The sequence below is a fragment of the Oceanobacter sp. ABM4_470 genome (assembly GCF_056158645.1).
On sequence record NZ_JBSWTR010000002.1, the window covers coordinates 457,391 to 477,032 of the forward strand.

Annotated in this window: 22 protein-coding genes; 12 read left to right on the forward strand and 10 right to left on the reverse strand. The window is 56.8% G+C overall.

Going from position 1 to position 19,642, the window contains the following annotated elements; genetic code table 11:
- Nucleotides 1–180 precede the first annotated feature (180 nt).
- The 3 genes from ACXADJ_RS18770 to ACXADJ_RS18780 form a co-directional block, all read right to left on the reverse strand.
- A complete protein-coding gene (locus tag ACXADJ_RS18770) occupies nt 181–1,068 on the reverse strand; it encodes an acyltransferase (RefSeq protein WP_475069019.1) in 888 nt (295 codons plus the stop codon).
- A 65-nt stretch (nt 1,069–1,133) separates the two neighbouring features.
- Nucleotides 1,134–1,559: a PilZ domain-containing protein gene (locus ACXADJ_RS18775; protein ID WP_475069021.1), complete on the reverse strand. Its 426-nt coding sequence runs from the start codon at nt 1,557–1,559 to the stop codon at nt 1,134–1,136.
- A gap of 1 nt (nt 1,560) precedes the next feature.
- Nucleotides 1,561–2,463 (reverse strand): glucosaminidase domain-containing protein, encoded by a 903-nt coding sequence (locus tag ACXADJ_RS18780; protein WP_475069023.1) that lies wholly within the window; start codon nt 2,461–2,463, stop codon nt 1,561–1,563.
- A gap of 158 nt (nt 2,464–2,621) precedes the next feature.
- Between ACXADJ_RS18780 and ACXADJ_RS18785 the strand changes: the two genes are divergently transcribed.
- Entirely contained in the window at nt 2,622–3,518 is an 897-nt protein-coding gene (locus ACXADJ_RS18785; protein ID WP_475069025.1) for a diguanylate cyclase, read from the forward strand.
- A gap of 137 nt (nt 3,519–3,655) precedes the next feature.
- Here ACXADJ_RS18785 and ACXADJ_RS18790 read toward each other — a convergent pair whose 3' ends face one another.
- Nucleotides 3,656–4,366, reverse strand: a complete 711-nt coding sequence (locus ACXADJ_RS18790; protein ID WP_475069027.1) for a GNAT family N-acetyltransferase — start codon at nt 4,364–4,366, stop codon at nt 3,656–3,658.
- A gap of 154 nt (nt 4,367–4,520) precedes the next feature.
- On the opposite strand from ACXADJ_RS18790, the gene ACXADJ_RS18795 reads away from it, so the two are divergent.
- Nucleotides 4,521–5,282: a hypothetical protein gene (locus ACXADJ_RS18795; RefSeq protein WP_475069029.1), complete on the forward strand. Its 762-nt coding sequence runs from the start codon at nt 4,521–4,523 to the stop codon at nt 5,280–5,282.
- Here ACXADJ_RS18795 and ACXADJ_RS18800 read toward each other — a convergent pair.
- Genes ACXADJ_RS18800 through hemN form a run of 3 tightly spaced genes read right to left on the reverse strand, consistent with a single transcriptional unit; the run spans nt 5,279 to nt 7,276 of the window.
- Complete coding sequence (locus ACXADJ_RS18800) at nt 5,279–5,551, reverse strand: thioredoxin domain-containing protein (protein WP_475069031.1); 273 nt, start codon at nt 5,549–5,551, stop codon at nt 5,279–5,281. The two genes, ACXADJ_RS18795 and ACXADJ_RS18800, sit on opposite strands and share 4 nt — an antisense overlap.
- Nucleotides 5,524–5,898, reverse strand: coding sequence for a hypothetical protein (locus ACXADJ_RS18805; RefSeq protein ID WP_475069033.1), 375 nt, complete (start codon nt 5,896–5,898; stop codon nt 5,524–5,526). The genes ACXADJ_RS18800 and ACXADJ_RS18805 overlap by 28 nt, the downstream gene beginning before the upstream one ends.
- Entirely contained in the window at nt 5,867–7,276 is a 1,410-nt protein-coding gene (hemN, locus tag ACXADJ_RS18810; protein ID WP_475069035.1) for an oxygen-independent coproporphyrinogen III oxidase, read from the reverse strand. Before hemN ends, ACXADJ_RS18805 begins: the two co-directional genes overlap by 32 nt.
- Before the next feature lie 269 nt (nt 7,277–7,545).
- On the opposite strand from hemN, the gene ACXADJ_RS18815 reads away from it, so the two are divergent.
- Nucleotides 7,546–8,208, forward strand: a complete 663-nt coding sequence (locus ACXADJ_RS18815) for a TetR/AcrR family transcriptional regulator (protein WP_475069037.1) — start codon at nt 7,546–7,548, stop codon at nt 8,206–8,208.
- A 289-nt stretch (nt 8,209–8,497) separates the two neighbouring features.
- Here the strand turns inward: ACXADJ_RS18815 and ACXADJ_RS18820 are convergent, their stop codons facing one another.
- Together ACXADJ_RS18820 and fliK are read right to left on the reverse strand one after the other, a co-directional pair.
- Nucleotides 8,498–8,785: an EscU/YscU/HrcU family type III secretion system export apparatus switch protein gene (locus ACXADJ_RS18820; RefSeq protein ID WP_475069039.1), complete on the reverse strand. Its 288-nt coding sequence runs from the start codon at nt 8,783–8,785 to the stop codon at nt 8,498–8,500.
- Nucleotides 8,782–10,824 (reverse strand): flagellar hook-length control protein FliK, encoded by a 2,043-nt coding sequence (gene fliK, locus ACXADJ_RS18825; protein WP_475069042.1) that lies wholly within the window; start codon nt 10,822–10,824, stop codon nt 8,782–8,784. Before fliK ends, ACXADJ_RS18820 begins: the two co-directional genes overlap by 4 nt.
- Nucleotides 10,825–11,259: 435 nt before the next feature.
- Between fliK and ccmA the strand changes: the two genes are divergently transcribed.
- From ccmA to ccmI, 9 genes are read left to right on the forward strand one after another with little or no spacing between them, the layout of a single operon-like run.
- The gene (ccmA, locus tag ACXADJ_RS18830; RefSeq protein WP_475069045.1) at nt 11,260–11,970 is read left to right on the forward strand and encodes a cytochrome c biogenesis heme-transporting ATPase CcmA; all 711 of its coding nucleotides are present in this window, start codon (nt 11,260–11,262) and stop codon (nt 11,968–11,970) included.
- Nucleotides 11,967–12,635 (forward strand): heme exporter protein CcmB, encoded by a 669-nt coding sequence (gene ccmB / locus ACXADJ_RS18835; protein WP_028293090.1) that lies wholly within the window; start codon nt 11,967–11,969, stop codon nt 12,633–12,635. Before ccmA ends, ccmB begins: the two co-directional genes overlap by 4 nt.
- Nucleotides 12,636–12,659: 24 nt before the next feature.
- A complete protein-coding gene (locus ACXADJ_RS18840; protein WP_028293091.1) occupies nt 12,660–13,421 on the forward strand; it encodes a heme ABC transporter permease in 762 nt (253 codons plus the stop codon).
- Nucleotides 13,421–13,672: a heme exporter protein CcmD gene (gene ccmD, locus ACXADJ_RS18845; protein WP_084644932.1), complete on the forward strand. Its 252-nt coding sequence runs from the start codon at nt 13,421–13,423 to the stop codon at nt 13,670–13,672. Before ACXADJ_RS18840 ends, ccmD begins: the two co-directional genes overlap by 1 nt.
- A gap of 27 nt (nt 13,673–13,699) precedes the next feature.
- Nucleotides 13,700–14,206: a cytochrome c maturation protein CcmE gene (gene ccmE, locus ACXADJ_RS18850; RefSeq protein WP_475069050.1), complete on the forward strand. Its 507-nt coding sequence runs from the start codon at nt 13,700–13,702 to the stop codon at nt 14,204–14,206.
- Nucleotides 14,206–16,191 carry a heme lyase CcmF/NrfE family subunit gene (locus ACXADJ_RS18855; RefSeq protein ID WP_475069052.1) on the forward strand — a complete coding sequence of 662 codons (1,986 nt, stop codon included), beginning with the start codon at nt 14,206–14,208 and terminating at the stop codon, nt 16,189–16,191. The genes ccmE and ACXADJ_RS18855 overlap by 1 nt, the downstream gene beginning before the upstream one ends.
- Complete coding sequence (locus ACXADJ_RS18860; protein WP_475069053.1) at nt 16,188–16,712, forward strand: DsbE family thiol:disulfide interchange protein; 525 nt, start codon at nt 16,188–16,190, stop codon at nt 16,710–16,712. Before ACXADJ_RS18855 ends, ACXADJ_RS18860 begins: the two co-directional genes overlap by 4 nt.
- Nucleotides 16,709–17,200, forward strand: coding sequence for a cytochrome c-type biogenesis protein (locus ACXADJ_RS18865; protein WP_475069055.1), 492 nt, complete (start codon nt 16,709–16,711; stop codon nt 17,198–17,200). The genes ACXADJ_RS18860 and ACXADJ_RS18865 overlap by 4 nt, the downstream gene beginning before the upstream one ends.
- Before the next feature lie 22 nt (nt 17,201–17,222).
- Entirely contained in the window at nt 17,223–18,428 is a 1,206-nt protein-coding gene (gene ccmI / locus ACXADJ_RS18870; RefSeq protein ID WP_475069056.1) for a c-type cytochrome biogenesis protein CcmI, read from the forward strand.
- 163 nt (nt 18,429–18,591) lie between these two features.
- Here ccmI and ACXADJ_RS18875 read toward each other — a convergent pair whose 3' ends face one another.
- A complete protein-coding gene (locus ACXADJ_RS18875) occupies nt 18,592–19,587 on the reverse strand; it encodes a hypothetical protein (protein WP_475069058.1) in 996 nt (331 codons plus the stop codon).
- Nucleotides 19,588–19,642 lie beyond the last annotated feature (55 nt).

The following is a 19,642-nucleotide window of genomic DNA, read 5'->3' on the forward strand; positions in this document are numbered from 1 at the left end:
GCAGCGAAATGATGGGTCCTTTTCAAGTTCGCCAACACCGTTCTGGCGGCCTGCAGGCCGCGCCCGGAGGGGATGGCAGGACACTGCTGACACTGTGTCGCTGATTCTGGACTGGCCCCGTCAGGCTTGCAATTCAGCTTCGTTACTCATAACGCCCTGCCATCCAGAACGGGCACTGAGTTATTCAGAGGGGCCGTAGCGTTCTGCCAGTCGTTCGATCAGTGCGTCTTTTTCTTCCCACAATGTTTGTACCCACTGTTGCACCTGTTCCCGCTCCTGCGGGTTGTTCTGGTAGTCGGCTTCCAGCAGTTCGGCGGGAATATCGAATTCACGGATCTCAATATGGCAACGACGCATCTTTCCTTGCAGGAACGACCACATGCTGGGAGCGCCGTCGGGGTAGTAGATGGTGACGTCGATCATCGAGTGGAAGGAATCGCCCATCACACTCATGGCAAATGCCAGACCGCCAGCACGGGGCTTCAACAGGTGCTTGAACGGCGACTGTTGTTCGGCGTGTTTTTCCGGGGTCAGGCGGGTGCCTTCGAGAAAATTCATCACACTGGTGGGTAAGTACTGGAATTTCTCGCAGGAGCGACGGGTGGTTTCGAGGTCCTGGCCTTTTTTCTCAGGGTGCTTTTTCAGGTAGGCCTTGCTGTAGCGCTTCATAAACGGGAAGTCGAGGGCCCACCAGGCAAAGCCCATGATGGGTACCCAGATCAGCTCTTGTTTGAGAAAGAACTTCAGCAGTGGAATTCGGTGGTTGAGGCAGTACTGCAACACCATGATGTCGACCCAGCTCTGGTGGTTGCTGACCACAAAATACCAGCCCTTGGGGTTGAGGTTGGCGGGGGCGTTGATGGTCCACTGCGTCGGTTGGGCGTGGCGCATCCAGAAGGAGTTGCATTTGATCCACAGGTCGGCGAAGGCGTTGACCAGCCCACCCAGTGGCTTTTCAAACGGACGCAGGGTGAATTTCAGCAAGGCCGCGATGATCAGCATCGGTGCCCAAAAGAATGTGTTCAGCACCAGCAGGATGGCCGCCAGCAGTCCCGTAAGTAATGACATGGGTGTTTCTTCTTGTTGGTCGGGAATTTAAAAGAGCGGCATAAAACCGCAGCTGGCCAACGGGGTCAAGGGCTCACTGCGCCGTCCAGTATGGCGGTGCGGGCATTGGTTGCATGAACGCCCCCACGGCTGTGCTCCAGCGTGGCAAGCAAGCGTGACAGCATGATTTCAGCACTGGCCCGGGCTTGCTCGGGAATTTTTTCGAAATTGAAATGCAGGCCGTAGATAAAATCGCCATCCCGCAGGCTCTGGCGCACAATCCGGGCAGGAATGTGGCGCAGGCTGTGGTCGCGATTGCCAACACTGAGCCGCACCGATTGACCGGAGCGGAACTTCAGTGGCGACAGCACCGCGATACCGCTCTTGGCGATATCGATGGCGATGGCACGATTGGGGGAGCGCCACCCTCCCAGCAGGGTTTTCAGCTGCATTTCGACTTGCAGCGGAGCGGCGTCGTAACGTTTGGAGAAGCGGCGTTCCCGTGAGTCCAAATTAACCTTCCTTCGCGGTGCTCTGGATGTCCGCGAGCATTGTCGGATCAAGCTTGTCTAATTTGTTATAGCTGATCATGCTGCGAATTTCCTTCACGTACTCCATTCGACGCTCGGAATAGTTGATCAGGCCTGCGGCCAGATTCAAACCGGTGGCGTAGCCCTGTTTCTTGGTTTCCTTGGCGCGCAGGTCACGCAGGTCGTCGTAGGTGTAGTGACGGTTCAGGTTCAGGATGTAGCTGCGTACGGAGTCCATCGGGTGGTCGAAATCGGCCACTTCGTGAACGGCACCGTCGTTACGCTGTTGCGGTACCAGACCACAGCCTTTGACATAACACCACTGGCCGAAGTAGTTGTTGCCCTGCTTGGCAAAGCGGGAGGTGCCCCAGGCGCTTTCGTTGGCGCCCTGAGCGAGCACCAGTGACGCCGGAATCACCTGCACGCGCTTCAGCAGTTCACTGCGAGCGTCTTGCAGGGACAGTTTTTCATCAATGCGGTACTTCTCCATCAAGTCGGTGATGGCCTGGCTGGCGCCTTTGTCCGGGTTCCAGCTCTCAATCACGCTGCGTTCTGCCAGGACTTCGCGGTTGGCGCGTTTCACCAGATTGTAGAGGAAGTCGAAGAAGGCTTTTTTCTTCTGTTTGACGTCCGTGATGCTGGCGAAGTCGGGCACCGCTGGCAGCTCTTTGCTGACGTTGCGAACCTTGGGTTTGGCGGCAGCAGTTTCTTGCTTGGCTTTATTGGTTTGAGCCGTGCTGGCCTGGGTACTGGCTTTGGCTACTGCTTGTTCGTTGTTGCTGGCTGCTTCGTCTTTGCTGTCGCAAGCGCTCAGGCCGAGTGATGCCGCCGCAATCAGAGGTAAAAGAATACGCTTGCGCGGTCGATATTGGGTAAGTGACATCATGATTGAACGCTCCCTGATGGTTCTGATGGCCAGCACCGGGACGATCCGGGCTGACGCTATTTTGTCGGTGACGATTTATACGTTAGGGTGAGAGGAAATAATACGCCGTCGTCAGTATGGCCCGAATTTCGTGCGCTTTCCGCTAATAAGGTTCCCTTATGGATCAACCTCTTACTGTTTTGTTGGCCGATACCAGTCTGGTTCGGCAGGCATTTATCGGGGATTTGTTCCCATCGGCTTGCCGTTTGATCAACCTGACCTCGTTGGCGGAACTGGAAGACTGTTTGCTGAACGGGGAATTTCAGCCCGATGTATTGATGCTGTCATCGGCGCTTCCGGAGTTGGATATGGGGCAGTTTATGGGGCGCTGGCAGCACCAGTTGCAGCGCTCGGATGCGGATCTCGTCGTGATAGGGCCGGACGATGCGGTGCTCGAAACCCGAGCATTGGTGTCAGGGGCGTCGCTGTATTTACCGTTGCCTTTGAACACCGGGCTGGTGGAAGCCCGACTGGGTGTGCTATTGCAAAAGCGCACTCGCATCAGCACGTTGGAGGCCTTGTCGGTGACGGATGGTCTGACGGGGATTGCCAACCGTCGCCGCTTCGACGAGGTGTTTGCTCGTGAGTGGCGCTGGGCCCAGCGTCACGGCCAGGGCATTGGTGTCTTGATGCTCGATTTGGACGCCTTCAAGGGCTACAACGATACCCTCGGGCATCCGGCCGGGGACAAGGTGCTGCGACGCATTGCCAGTATTCTGAATGGTCAGGTCAATCGTTCCCACGATCTGGTGGCACGCTACGGCGGTGAGGAATTTGCGGTGATTTTACCGGCCACCGATCAACGCGGGATTGAGGTTGTCGCCCAGCGCATGCTGAATGCGGTGCGGATGGCGCGTATGCCGCATCCACAATCGCCATGCAGTGAATACGTTAGCGTCAGCATCGGTAGCAGCTGGCAGCAACCGCAGTTGCGGGATCGGATGGAAGCGTTGGTGGAAGAGGCTGATCGGGCCTTGTATCACGCCAAGGAAGCGGGCAGAAACCGTATTTGTTAGAGTAAGAAGAGCTGGTTAGTGGCTTGGGCTAGCGGCTGTCAGAAGTACAGCTATCAAAAGAACAGCTGTTACTCGAATGAGAAAGGCCCCGGTTTGTCAGTCAGCAGCAAACCGGGGCCTTGTTTTTTCTGGCTGTATCAGCCTTCGGTTTTGGCGAAGTGACGCAGGTAACGCTGGTTGATGTCGTCACGATTCAACAGAATCAGCGCATCGGCGACGTTGAAGTCCTTGTCCAGGAACGGCTCACCACACACTTTTACACCAATGCGCAGGTAGGCTTTCAGCAGTGGCGGCACCAGACGGGCACCGTCCATGTCGGTGTCGATAGTCGGCATGTGCACACGTGGTTCGGCACGCAGGTGCTCTGGCGTGTAATGCTTTTCGCGCAGGTGGTTGATGATGGCAACGGCACGGCTGTAGCCATCGTTCAGCGGAATGCTGGCGCAGCCCATCAGGAAGTCGATGTTGTGGGCCGACATAAACTGGGCAATACCAGACCACAGCAAGCCAATCACAGCACCACTGCGGAAATCCGGGTCAACGCAGGTACGGCCAATTTCCATGTAGGTCTTGCCGGATTCGATGATGTTGCTGAGATCGAATTCGCTGGCGGAATAGAAGCCACCGGCCTGTTTGGCCAGATCGTTGGTCAGGATGCGGCTGTAACCCACCACCTGGTCGTTGTTCACATCCTTGACGATCAGGTGCAAACACACATCGTCGAAACGGTCACGATCGATACCGGCTTCACCGCTGTCGATTTTGGCTCCCATGCCTTCAGCAAATACACGGTAGCGCAGTTCCAGCGCCTGACGAATTTCGATGGGGTCCTGCGTGATTCGGGCCACGAGGGGTGCGTCATTCTGGACGGCACGCTGAGGAGCAGTGGCTTGTTGCATGTGAGTACCTGACTGTTGAAATTATCCGGCCGAATGTACTGGTGAGCTATGACATTTGGGTGACATAGCGGGCATTTGGCTGAGGAGGCGCTATGGTATTGATATGGACAGTATTCGTGAACCTTTGTTACAAAAATATTTCCCGGTGATGGTGGATCAGGGCGTGAAATCGCGCCCGATTTCCCGACGCCACGATACTGCTGTTGCTAAATTGATCAGTGGTCCGGGCAATCCAGGTAACGCTATCCAGCGGTACTGGATAGGACTGTGTTTGTTGTGCTCACTGTGCTTCACAACGGCCGCAAATGGCTGGACCGCACCGCCTGATCAGCCGCCATTGTCACCGCAAACCGTGGATGCGCTGTTGACCCGGGTCACCGCCGAGCAAGCGATGCTGTGGCAAGAGCTGCATTTTCCGCTAACGATGGCGCGGGACGATGGCAGCCAGCAGGCGCAGCTGTTGCAGGTGCTGCTGGATGAAGGGGTCGTAACCCGGCGGGCTGCGGTGGAGCAGCGCAAGCGGGAAGGAGGCGGCTCGAGGATTGAAGCGATCTGGCATTATCGGTTGTCGCAAACCGCAGATTGGCGACTGCTGCCACATGGGCGAGAGCTGGTGTACGGCCGTCCGGCGATCAAGCAGGTGATCTCGGTGTCTCCGGCGTACTGGGTCGACGATGCCTGGTATGCCGAAGTGATTGTGGAATGGTACGTGGCCGATTTGGCCGAGTGGGCCAAACACCCGAGGTTCCGTCAGCTGCGCCTGTTCCGTCGCAGCTATGAGTCGTTCGACAAACCCTTCACACGAGCGGTGAATCTGCAATTTACCGAACAGGGCTGGGTCATCTGGCGGGGTATGCCGGGTTAGCCGAGCCAATCCTGCAAGCGCATCAGCTTGATGCGCAACCAAAGTCCCACTGGCGTGGTCAGCCCGCGGTCGGCAAAGCGAATTTGACCGTTGGCGTCGACCAGATAGTAACTTGGGTAACCATCGATTCTGAGCGATTCGCGCAGCGCGTTGTGATCCATCACCACCGGATGTTGGAAATCAATCGAGTCAACCATTTCCGCCACTTCGGACTTGTTATGCCAATCCATGGCAATGGCGATCAGCCGGGTCTGGTCGTCCAGCGCCATGTCCAGCCCCGGCATACTGACCTTGCAGATAGAGCACCAGGGGCAAAGGCATACACCAGAGTGACAGGTTGTTGATTCGACCGTTGCGACGCCTGAATCGTCTGATGCAACGTCAGTCCATGAGGTGCCGGATTGTCATCGGGATTGAGAAATTGCACCGGGGCGTCGGGCAGCGGGGTACCGCTATCGAGCATGTGGCGGCTGAGCCACAGGCTCAGCGCCACCATCAATAGCACCAGAATCAGTGCTTCGATGCCCCAGCGCATGGGACGCGGCAAGCGTGACCAGGTGCTGTAGTGGGCTTGCGGTGCAGGTTCAGATTGCTTTGGAGAATCGTTGTTGCTCATGCTGGTGGAGGTACTCGTCGAATGCCATACAGGCATTACGCACCAGTAGCCGGCCTTTGTCACGTATCCGCACGCCTTGGGCGCTGATGTCGACCAGTTGGTCTTCTACCATGGGCTGCAGTCGGCTCAGACCGTCGGCCAGAAACTGGCGGCTGTCGATGTCAAAGCGCTGGTCGATGACATCAAAGTCCACTTGCAGGTGGCACAGCAGCTCGGTGATGACATAACGAATCACCTTGTCATCGGCACTGGCTTGCAAGTGTTTCATGGTCGGCAGATAGCCTGCCGCGACGGCACTCTCGTATTCGTTCATGACCACCTGATTTTGCAGGTAGTAGTCGCCAATCTGGCTGATGGATGAAACGCCAAAACCAATCAGATCGCATTGGGCATGCGTGGTATAGCCCTGAAAGTTTCGGTGCAGCTGGCCTGCGGCCTGGGCAACGGCCAGCTCGTCGTCAGGCAGGGCAAAGTGGTCCATGCCTACGTAGTGGTAGCCTGCGTCGGTCAACTTCTGGATGGAATGGCCCAGAATCGCCAGTTTTTCCTGCGCCGATGGCAGGTCATCGCCGTTGATGCGGCGCTGCGGTTTGAAACGTTCCGGCAGGTGAGCGTAGTTGAATACCGACAAGCGATCGGGCCGCATAGCGATAATGGCATCCAGAGTTTCGTCAAAGCTGGCCAGTGTTTGATGAGGCAGTCCGTAGATCAGATCGATGTTAATGGAACGGAAGCCCAGAGCACGGGCCTCGGCCATAACGCTTTCGATCATTTCCCGTGGCTGAATGCGGTTCACCGCAGCTTGTACCTTGTGCACCAGATCCTGTACGCCGTAGCTGATTCGGTTGAAGCCGAGCTTGCGCAGCAACACCAGCGTGCCAGTGCGAAGTTCTCGCGGGTCGATTTCGATGGAAAAATCGGCGTTTTTGGCGCGGCTGAAGGTGAACAGGTTTTTCAGGTAGCTGACCAGTTCTTCCAGTTCTTCGTCGCTGAGGAAGGTGGGTGTGCCGCCACCCAGATGCAGTTGCTCTACTTCCGCGACTGGCTGCGTTCCATGCTGGCTCAGCAGGTCGTACTTGGCGCGGATTTCCTGTTTCAGCAGTTGCAGGTAGGGCGCGGCCTTGCTGGTGTTTTTGGTCACAATCTTGTTGCAGCCGCAGTAGTAGCAAACATGGCGGCAGAACGGGATGTGCAGGTACAGCGACAGCGGCCGTGATGGATCACGGACAGCAAAGGCCTGGCGCTCAATGGCATCACGCTGTTCGGTCTGGGCGCTGACAGGCTGGAACTCAACCGCGGTCGGGTATGAGGTGTAGCGCGGGCCCGGACGGTTATAACGTTGGATCAACAAAGGGTCCCAGCATACCTGTTCTGTCATGGTGCTAACTCACTGCCTCGATAGTTGGTCTGACCATTTTACGTGGCTGCGATAGGACCAGAATTGCCCTGTATCAAGGGTTGTCGTAGAGCTTTGGGATAACGAACGTATAAAAGCGTCGATCAATAGACAAAAAATGGTGATTGGCCTTGATTTCAGCGGCCTCGGGAGTAATCTCGAAAAATTGTAGAACAATGATGTTCTGGCGGATTCAGGGGTACAAGGAGCTGTTTACCTCGTCCGCGCCGAGAGCAACGACAGGAGCCGTCATGCCCAAAAAACCTTTCACTCCGGAAGAAATTGCCTTCCAGCGTGAGCGCATAATGGATAGCGCCGCGACCGTCATGTCCCAACTGGGATTTCATTATCTGTCCATGCGCAAACTGGCTGCAGAACTGGATATGACGGCCAGCAATATCTACAACTATTTCCCCAGCAAGGAATCCCTGTTACTGCACATTCGACGCCGTGGCTTTGAGTTGCTGTTCGAGCAAACCCGCCTGACGTCGATGGATTCCAGCGACTCCCTTGATGCCCTGTACCGTTTGACGGCGCAGCTGGTGGCGTTTGCCGGTGAACGTGCTGGTTATTATCAGTTGATGTTTCAGCCGCCGGTCATCAAACCGGGCCAGAGTGACGACCGCGACGATAACGCGGTGATGAATCTGGATCGTTTGGTCGAAGAATGGCAGCAGCATGTTCAGAGTTTGCTGAGTGATGCGGTGGATGCCATGCAGCAGAAGCCGGACGCCGAGCGTCGTCGTCTGACCTTGTATTTCCTGACCGCCATTCATGGCCTGATCGACAGTTATCATCACCGTTCCTTGCCGCTGCTGCTGGAAGGTGTCGATTTGATCCCGCAAGACATGGTGCAAACCCACACCGACTGGCTGATTCAGGCGATCGAAACCCGGGTGGCTGCGACCGCCTGATTTTCAGGGGACATCTGTTTAATCCTGCACAGCTCTGCGCGAGTGTTGCCGGTTCTCAGAGCAAGGCGGATAACGCAGTGAAATGACGTACCTGTCCGGCCGAGTCTTTTCAAGTTATCCAACACAGCTATGTGAAGCGGCAATCCGCGCCCTTCGGGGGCTGCTGGATGATTCCGACTTTGTGTCGCCAGTTTTTGACTGCCCCGTCAGGACTGCAAACTGGCTTCGTGATTCACAACCATCCAGAAAGCCAGAGCGGGCACTGGATTAAATAGATGTCCCCTTTGGCTCAATGATCGGGTGTACGGTTCTGGATGCGGTACACCACCGCCAGAATCTCTGCGATCACCTGATACAGCTCGGCGGGAATTTCATCCCCTATTTCCAATTGCCCCAACCATTCGGTGAGGCTGGCGTTTTCGTAAACAGGCACCGAGTGCGCTAACGCCAGTTCGATGATGGCCTGGGCGACGTCGTCTTCGCCTTTGGCAACCAGCGTCGGGGCATCATGCTGGTCGGCAACATAACTCAGGGCAATGGCCTGATCGGCCTGTTTCAGGGATTCCGGAATGCTCATGTGTGCAGGTCCACCAACCGTTGTTCTATGCGGTTCTGTTCGTTGTCGGGCAGTAGGCCGTGTTTGACGTCCAACAGCTCAACGCGCGCGCCCAATTGCCCCAGAGTGCTTCTGAGCCCAGCTATTTGCTGACTCAGTTGCTGACGTATCTGCGCTTGTGGCGACCAGAAGGTCACCGAGATATCGGGCCAGCCCATCACCACTTGCACATCCAAAGGCCCGGTTTGCTGCAGTTCAAAATGCAGGTTCAGGTGCCAGCGGCTGGGGCGATGTGCTTCGCCGCGTTGGTCTTTGGTCTCTGTCTGGGCATGGCCGTTGTCACTGGCGTTGTTCTGGTCGCTGCTATTGCCGCTGAGCCTGGACGGGAGTGGCTCCTGCTCATGGCTTTTTTCTGACGTGCGATCTGATGCACGGTCTCCTGCCAGCTCCCGCAACGGCTCCGTTTGTTCTTTCCTTAAATCCAGTGTGGCCTGCTGCAACTGGTCGTCCTGATTGAACAGCAACAGGCTGCGTAACAGCGACTCGCCTTGACTCTGCGCCTGACGCATCTGTATTTGCTGGGTTTCTATGCTGGCCAACGCACCTCTGAGCTGTTGTATCAGGGCAGCCTCTGCCGAGCCGGATAAAACGCTAGCGCTACCAGAAACAGCCGTACCGGTTTGGGTCTGGCTCTGAGTTGTAACACTGGCCCAGCTGGTGGGTAATTTGGTGGACAAGGCGGCAGGCAAGTAGGTGGGCAATGAGGCAGGCAAGGGGGAAGGACGGCCAGCGCCTTGTTGTCCCAGCCCGCCGTGCTCTGCCAGCAAACGGGTGAGCAGAGTTTTCAGGTTGGGAGGCGTCAAACTGTCCAGGGCGGCCTGAACACTGGCACTCTGACGTTGGCTGTATTGCTCGCCAATGCCGTTAAGTTGCTTTTGCAGCTGGGTGGCGTCAGCCGCTGATTTGGACGGGGGTTTTTGTAGCGGATTTTGTCGAAGGGGTGGCACTGACTCTGTTGCCTGTGGGGTCGGCTGTGCTGTCCCGGTTTGACTGCTTGCTTTGGACGCCGATGACTCAGAGGCTGTGGATACCGTATAGGCCTTGGCAAACAGTCGCCCCGCAGCTCGAAACAGTTGGCCAGCCAGATCCTGAGCAGGGCTTTCGGCACGTGAGCCAGGTTGAGCGTTCAGCTGTTGCATCAGATCGGCTTCGTGAAAAATACCGGATTGCAGGATGGCGTGCTTCACCTGGTTGGCGGTGGGGAGCGTGCTGTTGGGTGAATTGCTAGTAAAAGCACCGTCTGCTGTTTGTTTGGCAGTCTCAGGCTTACTTTGGGTTGCACCCGAGCCGCCTAGCTGAGGCAATTGCTGAACAAAGGAGCGCAATGCTTGCTGGTTATCAGTGCTCTGCTTGCCCGTGCTCTCAAGGCTGCCCAGCACTTGTTGTAACAGCTGGGCGGTGGCTTGCGATACCGTTCTATTGGTGGCAACCGTCCCTGCTTGAGCCGCATAGCTTTGAATCTGGCTGTGAATACCGCCAGCTTTCGCATTGCTCGCAAGTGCTTTACTGGTGTTGTTTGGCGATATGTTAGACGGCGCGGGCTCTGCAGTTTGTATCGTTTGTATGGGCAGTCGTGAGCGCAGCAGTTGTTGTACCGCTTGTTGTAAAAGGGAAGCTTCGGACCGTGATGGTGCGGCTGGGCTGGTGCCAGACGGCGGCGGTTTTACCGACAGCACCTCAACGGTCGGCACCGGTTTGGCAGTGCTGTCGACGGCTAACGTCAGCTGGCTGCCTTTGGCAATGGGGCGCTGGCTGCTGACTTCAAAGGTGTCGTTGCCGGACTTCAATTGCAGCAGCTGTTGGCGGCCTTGCTGATCGACCCGGGTAGCGACCACGCTAGCCTTGATGATCTGCACATCGCGTTTGGCCGTTGCCGCGCTCATGCTTGTTTGAGCAAGTTCGCTGCTGCCCGCTGTCACGCTGGTGGATGGCGAGCTGGCGGACAGGCGTTGCGACGCGGTTAGCGCGGCGGACAGCAAGGGCTGCATTCGATCCGTCATAGCGCCGATCCTGTCGGGTGGTTACGTATGAGGCTGGAGCGACTGACGTGAAATAACATGTTATCGCTCCTGTGGTGATGGCTTGATGGCAATGAGCAGGCAGCTATGTATCGGTAACAACGACCCGATATCCAGGTCTGGCTAACAACGGCTTGGCTGGCACCGATTGTGTGTCGGGAGCTACTGGTTCATGATCAGGCCCGCAGTCAGCCAGCTCTCTCATGCAAACAACGCTTCTCTGGTTATCGGCAGCGGCCGTAAAAGCTTGAAAATACAATGTAAATAACCCGCTGGTATCAGAAAAATTGAACCAGAGACCTATCTGGGTCAAGCCACTGCATGGTTTGTTTTTGTATATAATGTGAGGCCTTTTGAGTGACTGGTCAGAACGTCGTTGGCCACTGGCGTATGAAATAACAGGCATCCGGAGTTTGAATGCTCGATCGTTACGACAATAACAGTGTCTCTCTGGCCGCCACAGATTTGTTCTGTGAGCGCGATGACCGGGTGTTGTTCGACTCTCTCTCCTTCGCCATCGGCAATGGTGACCTGTTGCAACTGGCTGGCCCCAACGGGGCGGGCAAAACCACCTTGCTGCGTCTGCTGGCGGGCCTCAATCGTGACTACGACGGCGAACTGTTGTGGCACGACGAACCGCTTGATGATGTGTTCTCCGAATACGCCGCCCGGCGTCTGTATCTTGGCCATTCGGCCGCCATCAAACGTGCATTAACCCCAATTGAAAACCTGCGTTGGCTGGTGAGCCCCTGGGCCGAGCAAGCCAATATCAGTGACGATGAGCTGTGGCAGGCGCTGGAGCAGGTAGAACTGGCTGGCTACGAGGAAACCCCTTGCAATCAATTGTCTGCCGGTCAGCAGCGCCGGGTGGGGTTGGCGCGGCTGGATGTGGTTCCGGCACCGCTGTGGATTCTGGACGAACCGTTTACGGCGTTGGATGTATATGGCGTTGAATGGCTCGAGCAACGAATCCAGCGTCACGTTGAACGTAACGGTGCTGTCGTGATTACCAGTCACCATGCCTTGCAGAACATTCCATCGTTGCAACGACTCGACCTTGGCGTACTGGCTGCCAGTCCGTCGCGGTCAGATGCCGTTACTGATGCGGCTGAAGAGGGCGCGTCATGAGTCTGGTGGCTGCTACCATCAAGCGCGATCTGTTGCTGGCTGCCCGCAATCCGGGCGAGTGGCTTAACCCGCTGATGTTTTTCCTGATGGTGGTGGCGCTGTTTCCGTTGGCCGTTGATCCTGATCCCAAATTTCTGGCTCGTATCGCCGGTGGAGTGATCTGGGTGGCCGCCTTGCTGGCGACCCTGCTGTCGCTGGACGCGCTGTACAAATCCGATGTTGAAGACGGCACGCTCGAGCAGTGGCTGGCGTCGGGTGAGTCCCTGTATTTGTTGGCGTTGGCCAAGGCGCTGGTGCATTGGCTGTGCAGCGGTTTGCCGCTGACGCTGATGGCTCCGGTGCTCGGCGTAATGATGGCGCTACCGCAGGATGCCTATTGGGCAATGATTCTGAGCTTGCTGGTCGGCACGCCGGTGCTGAGTCTGCTGGGTTCGGTAGGCGCGGCACTGACGGCGGGTGTTCGCAGCGGTGGGCTGCTACTAAGCTTGCTGATTCTGCCGATGTACGTGCCGGTACTGATTTTTGCTGCCAGTGCGGTTTATCACGCCGGTATTGGTATGGATTACAATGGCCAAATCGGCTTTTTGGGCGCCATGTTGGCACTCGCCGCTTGTCTGACCCCTTTTGCGGCGGCGGCAGCATTGAAACTGAATTTATCGCGCTAGCGAGATGTAGTCAGAGGTTTGTTTATGTGGCAAAAGCTGGTTCGCCTGTATCACCGTCTGGGTTCGCCCAAATGGTTTTATGAAATCACCTCCGGCTGGATCTTCTGGCTGACGCTGGTGTCTGTGATCGGCTGTGTTGCTGGTCTGGTGATGGGATTGCTGTTTGCTCCGGCGGATTATCAACAGGGTGACAGTTTCCGCATCATCTACATTCATGTGCCAGCGGCCATTGTGGCGCAGTCGGCCTTTATGATGATGGCGGTTTCCGGGGCGGTGTATCTGGTCTGGAAAATGAAAATGGCGGCCTGGGTTGCCCGCGCGGTAGCGCCACTGGGTGCCAGCTTCTGTCTGATTGCGCTGTTTACCGGTGCTATTTGGGGCAAGCCAACCTGGGGGACCTGGTGGGTTTGGGATGCACGCCTGACGTCCATGCTACTGCTGCTGTTCCTGTATTTCGGGGTAATGGCGTTGCAGCGGGCAATTGAGTCGGAAGAAGCCAGTCACAAGGCCGGTGCCATTTTGTCGCTGGTGGGTGTGGTGAATATTCCGATCATCAAGTACTCGGTGGAGTGGTGGAACACCCTGCACCAGCCCGCAACCCTGAAACTGACTGAAAAGCCGAGCATGGCACCGGAAATGCTCTGGCCGCTGCTGATTATGATTGTCACCACCTATGTGTTCTTTGCCTTGATGGTGATTTTGCGTACCCGTAACGAAATCCTCTGGCACGAACGCAAGCGCGGTTGGGTGCAAGAGCTGCCGGAAATGCTGGGAGGAAAACGCTGATGGAATTCAACAGTTTCAGTGAATTTCTGGCGATGGGACGCCACGGTTTTTACGTCTGGTTGTCCTATGGTCTGGCGGCGCTGGTGATCGCCGTCAATGTGATACTGCCCATGCTGCAACGTCGGCGCCTGATCCGCGAACAGGCCCAGCGCGTACGTCGTCAGCAACGGCCCAATAAAACGGCAGCAGGCAATGCATCTGCTTCCGAATCAGCTGCCCCTGAGGCGGCGACCGTGAAAAGCCGTCCGTAAGGAGCTGTTAGTGATGAGAGGTAACGCATGAATCCCAAACGTAAGAAGCGCTTGCAGCTGATCATCTTTTTGGTGATTGGATTTGGTGCTGCGGTTGGATTGCTGATGTATTCACTCAGCCAAAACATCAACCTGTTTCATACACCGAGCCAGATTGCCGCTGGTGAAGTGCCACAAGGGCGCACCATTCGTGCCGGTGGCCTGGTGGTCGAGGGCAGCGTCAAGCGCGACAACAGCGGCCTTGGCGTAACCTTTGAAGTCACCGATGGCGCCGCCAACGCAACCATCTTCTACGAAGGCATTCTGCCGGACCTGTTCCGCGAAGGGCAGGGCATTGTGGCCATGGGCCAGCTCGACGCCAACGGCGTGTTGCAGGCTTCTGAAGTGCTGGCCAAGCACGATGAAAACTACATGCCGCCGGAAGTGAAAGAAGCGCTGGAGCAAGCCCATAAAGATGGCAAGCAATCCATGCAAGAGGCCGCCAATGGCGGTTACGGCACGGAGTCCGAGACTAATAAGGCCGGAGCGTACTGATGTTGGGTGAAGCTTACGGCGGCTTGTCGTCGCTGCCAGAATTTGGTCAGCTGGCGCTGATCATGGCCATGATGGTGGCCTTCCTGCAAGCGCTGGTGCCCTTGTGGGGCGTTGCTGCCAACAATGGCGTAGCGATGACCTACGCGCGGCCGTTAGCGGCGGCGCAGGCGCTGTTCCTGTTGGTCAGTGTGGTGGTACTGGCGCTGTGCTTTGTTAACGATGATTTCTCGGTCGCCTATGTGGCTGCCAACTCCAATACCGCCTTGCCGACACCCTACAAGATCAGTGCGGTCTGGGGCGCACACGAAGGCTCGTTGCTGTTGTGGGTGGCCATGCTGGGCTGGTGGGGACTGGCAGTCGCCTTGTTCAGCCGCTCGCTGCCGCTGCCGATGCTGTCGCGGGTGTTAGGCATCATGGGTCTGGTGTCGTTCGGTTTCATTTTGTTCACTCTTGAAACCTCCAATCCGTTTGAACGTATTTTGCCGTCGGTGCCAGGAGAAGGGGCCGACCTGAATCCGCTGTTGCAGGACTTCGGCCTGATTGTGCACCCGCCAACCTTGTACATGGGCTATGTCGGTTTGTCGGTGGTGTTTGCGTTTGCCATTGCGGCCTTGCTGGGCGGTCGTCTGGACGCGGCCTGGGCGCGCTGGTCCCGTCCGTGGACCACAGCGGCCTGGGTGTTCCTGACCATTGGTATCGCCTTGGGTAGCTGGTGGGCGTATTACGAATTGGGCTGGGGTGGCTGGTGGTTCTGGGACCCGGTTGAAAACGCCTCGCTGATGCCCTGGCTGGTTGCAACCGCCTTGCTGCATTCATTGGCGGTGACCGAAAAACGCGGCCTGTTCAAAAGCTGGACCGTGCTGCTGGCGATTTTTGCTTTTTCTCTGAGTTTGCTGGGTACCTTCCTGGTGCGCTCCGGGGTACTGACCTCGGTGCACGCGTTTGCCTCAGACCCTGAGCGGGGTGTGTTTGTACTGGCGCTGCTTGGGCTGGTCGTCGGCGGGTCGCTGCTGATCTATGCATTGAAAGCCCCAACGGTGGCGTCGGTTGGCCGCTATGAATGGCTGTCGCGGGAAAGCTTCTTGCTGATGAACAACCTGCTGCTGCTGGTCGCTGCTTTTGCAATCCTGCTGGGCACCCTGTATCCGCTGGCGATTGATTTCCTCGGCATGGGCAAGATTTCGGTCGGTGCCAGCTGGTTCAATATGATGTTTGTGCCCATATCCGTGGTGCTGACGCTGATTATCGGTGTTGGGGCCATGTCGCGCTGGAAGCAGGACAAGGCCAACCGCCTGACTCGGGAAACCTGGTGGGCTGCTATAGCGGCTTTGCTGTTGGGCATCGTTGCACCTCTGGTTGCCAGTGGTGAACTGAATTGGTCGGTGGTGATGGGCATTGGCATTTCGGTCTGGCTGGTGGCGGTGAGCCTGGCGGATGTGTGGAAAAAATGCCGCGGTCAGCTGTCGCGTATTCCTTCCCTGAGCCTCAGTTTCAACGGCATGATTCTGGCGCACATGGGTGTCGCTGTGACCGTGGTGGGCGTCACCATGGTGGCTAACTACAGCATTGAGGAATCCGTGCGTATGGCGCCGGGGGATTCCTATGTGGTGGATGGCTATCGCTTTGAATTCGAGCGTGCAGGTCACATTGAAGGACCAAACTATGTGTCGGATGCGGCTCAGTTTGTGGTGTACGACGGCGACGATGAAATTGCCGTATTGCGCCCTGAAAAACGCCGTTACCTGGCTCGCAATACCATCATGACCGAAGCCGCAATTGACGTGAACCTGCTGCGCGATGTCTACGTTTCCATGGGTGAGCCGCTGGATGACGGCGCCTGGGGTATGCGCATTCAGGTGAAGCCGTTCATGCGCTGGGTCTGGCTGGGTGCCATCTTTATGGCCGTTGGTGGTGTGCTGGCGATGTTCGACAAACGTTACCGTCAGCGTAAGCAAACGGCGGACGCTCAGGAGGCTTTGGCATGAAGCGGTTTGTATTGTTCGTTCCCCTGGTTGGGGTATTGGCACTGGTGGTGCTGTTCTTCCTCACCCTTGATCGGGAAAACAAGGATGCCCTGCCGTCGCCCTTGATCGGCCAGGCATTCCCGGCGTTCGATATGGTGGCGCTGGAAAGCGGTGCCGCTGTGACAGCCGAAGACCTCAAGGGGCAGAAGCTGTTGGTTAACGTGTGGGCCACCTGGTGTCCGACCTGTAAGGCCGAGCACGCGTTTCTGAACAAGCTGGCCGACCAGCAAGGCATTCGTATTATCGGCATCAACTACAAGGACGAGGACATCAAGGCGCGTCAGTGGCTGCAGTCGTTCGGCAATCCGTATGAACTCAATGTCTCTGATCCCGATGGCAAGCTGGGACTCGAGCTGGGCGTGTACGGTGCTCCGGAAACCTTTCTGGTGGATGCCAATGGTGTGATTCGTGGCAAACACATTGGTGATTTGAACACCGAGGTGTGGAAAAAACTGCAACCGCAATTTGAGGCCATGCCATGACATCGATGAAAAGCCTGCTTTCGGTGGCCCTGTTGGCGCTGATGTCTCTGTTTGCCTTACCGGCCAATGCGGTGGTGGAAGGCTACAAATACCAGTTCGACAGCGAAGAAGAAGTACAGCGTTTTAACGGCTTGGCCGAGGTACTGCGCTGTCCCAAATGTCAGAACCAGAACCTTGCCGACTCCAATGCACCAGTGGCCAGCGACATGCGTGAAAAGGTCTATGAGCTGATGCTGGAAGGCCAGAGCGATGACCAGATTGTCGATTATCTGGTCGCTCGTTACGGCGATTTTGTGCATTACAAGCCGCCGGTTCGGGCAGAAACCTGGTTGTTGTGGTTTGGCCCTCTGATCGCCTTCCTGATTGGCTTGCTGGTGTTGCGTCAATTGCGTCGCAAACAAACGGTTGAACAAGCCCAACCTCTCACCGAAGCAGAACGCGCGCAGCTGGAACGTATGAAATCCGGCGCCGATTCCTCTTCCAACTGACAAGGCTGTAGCGGGATTTTCCATGATCTGGATGCTATTGATTTTACTGGTACCGCTGGCGTTGCTGTTGCTGAAGCCGAGCTGGTACAAACCGACCGAACACACCCAGTCGGAAGAAAACCGACTGCTGTATCAGGAGCGCACCAGCGAACTGGCGGCTTCTGATCTCGACGAAGATGAAAAAGCGGCGCTGCAACTGGAGCTGGACCGCGAGTTTTTGGCCAGTGCCGCGCAGGCACAGAATGGCCAGTCTGCCAGTCGTGGTAACTGGATGATGCTGGGCCTGATGCTGCTGATTTGTGTGCTGGGCAGTGTATTGCTGTATGGCTTCTGGGGTGCCGACAATGAACTGCGGGCAACGGCGCTGCTTAACAAGGGAGGCCAGGTTGAACTGACGGCTCATGAGCGTGCCGAGTTGATGGAGCGTATGGATACCGCCGCTGCACGCAATGGCGATAACCTGGAGTGGTCTTACCTGAATGCCCGTTTGTTGATTGCCGATGGCCAATACCAGCAAGGCGCCGAGGCTTTCAAGGCGATTTTGGCCGAGCTGCCGGAAGAGGCCAGCGCCGATCGTGCCGCGACCTTGACCCTGCTGGCCGAAGCCCTGTTTTACGGCGCTAACCAGCAAGCGACGGACACCATGTACGCTTACTTGCAGCAGTCACTGGAATTGAACGCTGACAGCCGCCAAACCCTTGGGCTGGCGGGCATTATGGCGTTCGAGTTGGGTAAGCATCAGCAAGCCATCGAGCACTGGAAAGCGCTCTGGCAGGGGTTGCCTGCCGGGCAGGAATCCCAGGTGTTGGCTCAGGGCATCCGTCGTGCTGCGGCTGAGCTGGAACGACAGGGCCAGACGGTTGATCTGTCGTGGTTGGAGCGCACAGGCATTCAGGTGGTTGTGGATCTGTCACCACAGGCTCGTGCGGCGGTTCAGCCGAGCGACATTGTCTTTGTGCTGGCCAAAGCCGTGGCGGGGCCACCGGCACCGCTGGCGGTACAGCGTTTGACCGTGGCTGAATTACCGGTAACGCTGACGCTGGATGATTCGATGGCGATGATGCCGAGCATGACGCTCAGTAGTGTGGATGAAGTGACGCTGGGGGCTCGGGTTTCCGTGTCGGGTCAGCCAGTGGCGCAGCCGGGCGACTGGCAGATTGAAGTGTCGCCAGTGCCAAGCGATATCCGCGAGACCATCCGTTTGACGATTCAGAACCGGGTTCAGTAAAGCGTTCGGTTCAGACCGTTTCGTACTCCTTGCCGCTTACTCATTTCTCGTTGGTTGGTGACAAGCCGGCGTTGTTCAAACCCAAACTCCGTTTATCCCCATACCCCGCTGGCAACCAGCGGGGTATCTCATACTGCCCGGGTGGGTCTACCGGGCCGTCAAATCAATCGAAGTTCCAACCGATTGACAAATACGCCGCGTAGGCTTGCAGGGTGTTCTCTGGCAGCGTGGTGGTATCCAGCGCGTTGTAGCGCTTTACGATTTCATCCCGATGGCTGTAGTGGGCGGTCAGTAGCAGCATGGTGCTCAGGTGGGTACCAAACTGATAACCCGCGCCAATTTTGCCGGTCACATCCAGACCACCGCCAAAGGTGCGGTCGAGGGTTTCGTTAACCCCACTGTTCAACACCCGCTCGTAAATCGGCGTGCCAGCTTCCAGCGAGAACTGATAGCGCGGACCGCTGGTCTGGCGCATAAAGTAGCTGTCGTAGGCGATGCCGGCCATCACGCCAAAGTTACTGGCGTCTTCATAAACCACCGTGGCGTTGGCTTCCGGGTCGTTGGCAATGTCATTGAAGTAGTCGTCGCGGCTGTTGATGTCAGCGTTCCTGCCGGTGTCGTCAGCCACTTTGGCATCCACCACCGCCATCATATCCGGTTGGCTCTCGATGTAACTGCGCATGGTGCTGTTGAGGGCATCGTTCGCCGTGCCCATGGTCCAGCGGAAGCGCGAGAACGAGGTTTTCTGGTAGTGCATGCCACCGGTGGCGTACCAGCCGTTCTGGAAGTGGTAGGACAGGTTGATGTCGAGGCTGGAAAAGTCGAGCTGGGTGGTGCTCTGCTGCACATAGCCGTCACTGCCAGCCAGCTTCCACTCTTCGTCGTTTTCAAAACCTATCAGTGTGGAGGTGGAGATAATGGAAAAACCAATGCGGTCGTTGACAGCGGTGTAGCCGCCCGAGCGTTGGACGAAGTTAACCGTGGTGAACTCGGAATCCATATCGACGCCGTACCAGTCCTTCAGACTTTCCTGGTAGTTGATGTACTGCATGCCTGCGGCACCAAAGACGCTGAAAGAGCGGTTTTCGTACTCGGCTTGGGCGCTGGCGCTGAATACCAGGCCAGAAGTCAGAATCAGGGAAAGTGTGCTGCGGTTCATGGTCACGTCCTGCTGTGAGGGAAGATGACGGAACTATACAAAACTTACCCTGTCG

Excerpts from the sequence above, each read along its gene's own strand:
- ACXADJ_RS18770 (WP_475069019.1), bottom strand. The coding sequence starts at position 1,068 with ATGTCATTACTTACGGGACTGCTGGCGGCCATCCTGCTGGTGCTGAAC.
- ACXADJ_RS18780 (WP_475069023.1), bottom strand. The coding sequence starts at position 2,463 with ATGATGTCACTTACCCAATATCGACCGCGCAAGCGTATTCTTTTACCT.
- ACXADJ_RS18785 (WP_475069025.1), top strand. The coding sequence starts at position 2,622 with ATGGATCAACCTCTTACTGTTTTGTTGGCCGATACCAGTCTGGTTCGG.
- ACXADJ_RS18795 (WP_475069029.1), top strand. The coding sequence starts at position 4,521 with ATGGACAGTATTCGTGAACCTTTGTTACAAAAATATTTCCCGGTGATG.
- ACXADJ_RS18800 (WP_475069031.1), bottom strand. The coding sequence starts at position 5,551 with ATGGCGCTGGACGACCAGACCCGGCTGATCGCCATTGCCATGGATTGG.
- ACXADJ_RS18805 (WP_475069033.1), bottom strand. The coding sequence starts at position 5,898 with ATGAGCAACAACGATTCTCCAAAGCAATCTGAACCTGCACCGCAAGCC.
- hemN (WP_475069035.1), bottom strand. The coding sequence starts at position 7,276 with ATGACAGAACAGGTATGCTGGGACCCTTTGTTGATCCAACGTTATAAC.
- ACXADJ_RS18815 (WP_475069037.1), top strand. The coding sequence starts at position 7,546 with ATGCCCAAAAAACCTTTCACTCCGGAAGAAATTGCCTTCCAGCGTGAG.
- ACXADJ_RS18820 (WP_475069039.1), bottom strand. The coding sequence starts at position 8,785 with ATGAGCATTCCGGAATCCCTGAAACAGGCCGATCAGGCCATTGCCCTG.
- fliK (WP_475069042.1), bottom strand. The coding sequence starts at position 10,824 with ATGACGGATCGAATGCAGCCCTTGCTGTCCGCCGCGCTAACCGCGTCG.
- ccmA (WP_475069045.1), top strand. The coding sequence starts at position 11,260 with ATGCTCGATCGTTACGACAATAACAGTGTCTCTCTGGCCGCCACAGAT.
- ccmB (WP_028293090.1), top strand. The coding sequence starts at position 11,967 with ATGAGTCTGGTGGCTGCTACCATCAAGCGCGATCTGTTGCTGGCTGCC.
- ACXADJ_RS18840 (WP_028293091.1), top strand. The coding sequence starts at position 12,660 with ATGTGGCAAAAGCTGGTTCGCCTGTATCACCGTCTGGGTTCGCCCAAA.
- ccmD (WP_084644932.1), top strand. The coding sequence starts at position 13,421 with ATGGAATTCAACAGTTTCAGTGAATTTCTGGCGATGGGACGCCACGGT.
- ccmE (WP_475069050.1), top strand. The coding sequence starts at position 13,700 with ATGAATCCCAAACGTAAGAAGCGCTTGCAGCTGATCATCTTTTTGGTG.
- ACXADJ_RS18855 (WP_475069052.1), top strand. The coding sequence starts at position 14,206 with ATGTTGGGTGAAGCTTACGGCGGCTTGTCGTCGCTGCCAGAATTTGGT.
- ACXADJ_RS18860 (WP_475069053.1), top strand. The coding sequence starts at position 16,188 with ATGAAGCGGTTTGTATTGTTCGTTCCCCTGGTTGGGGTATTGGCACTG.
- ACXADJ_RS18865 (WP_475069055.1), top strand. The coding sequence starts at position 16,709 with ATGACATCGATGAAAAGCCTGCTTTCGGTGGCCCTGTTGGCGCTGATG.
- ccmI (WP_475069056.1), top strand. The coding sequence starts at position 17,223 with ATGATCTGGATGCTATTGATTTTACTGGTACCGCTGGCGTTGCTGTTG.
- ACXADJ_RS18875 (WP_475069058.1), bottom strand. The coding sequence starts at position 19,587 with ATGAACCGCAGCACACTTTCCCTGATTCTGACTTCTGGCCTGGTATTC.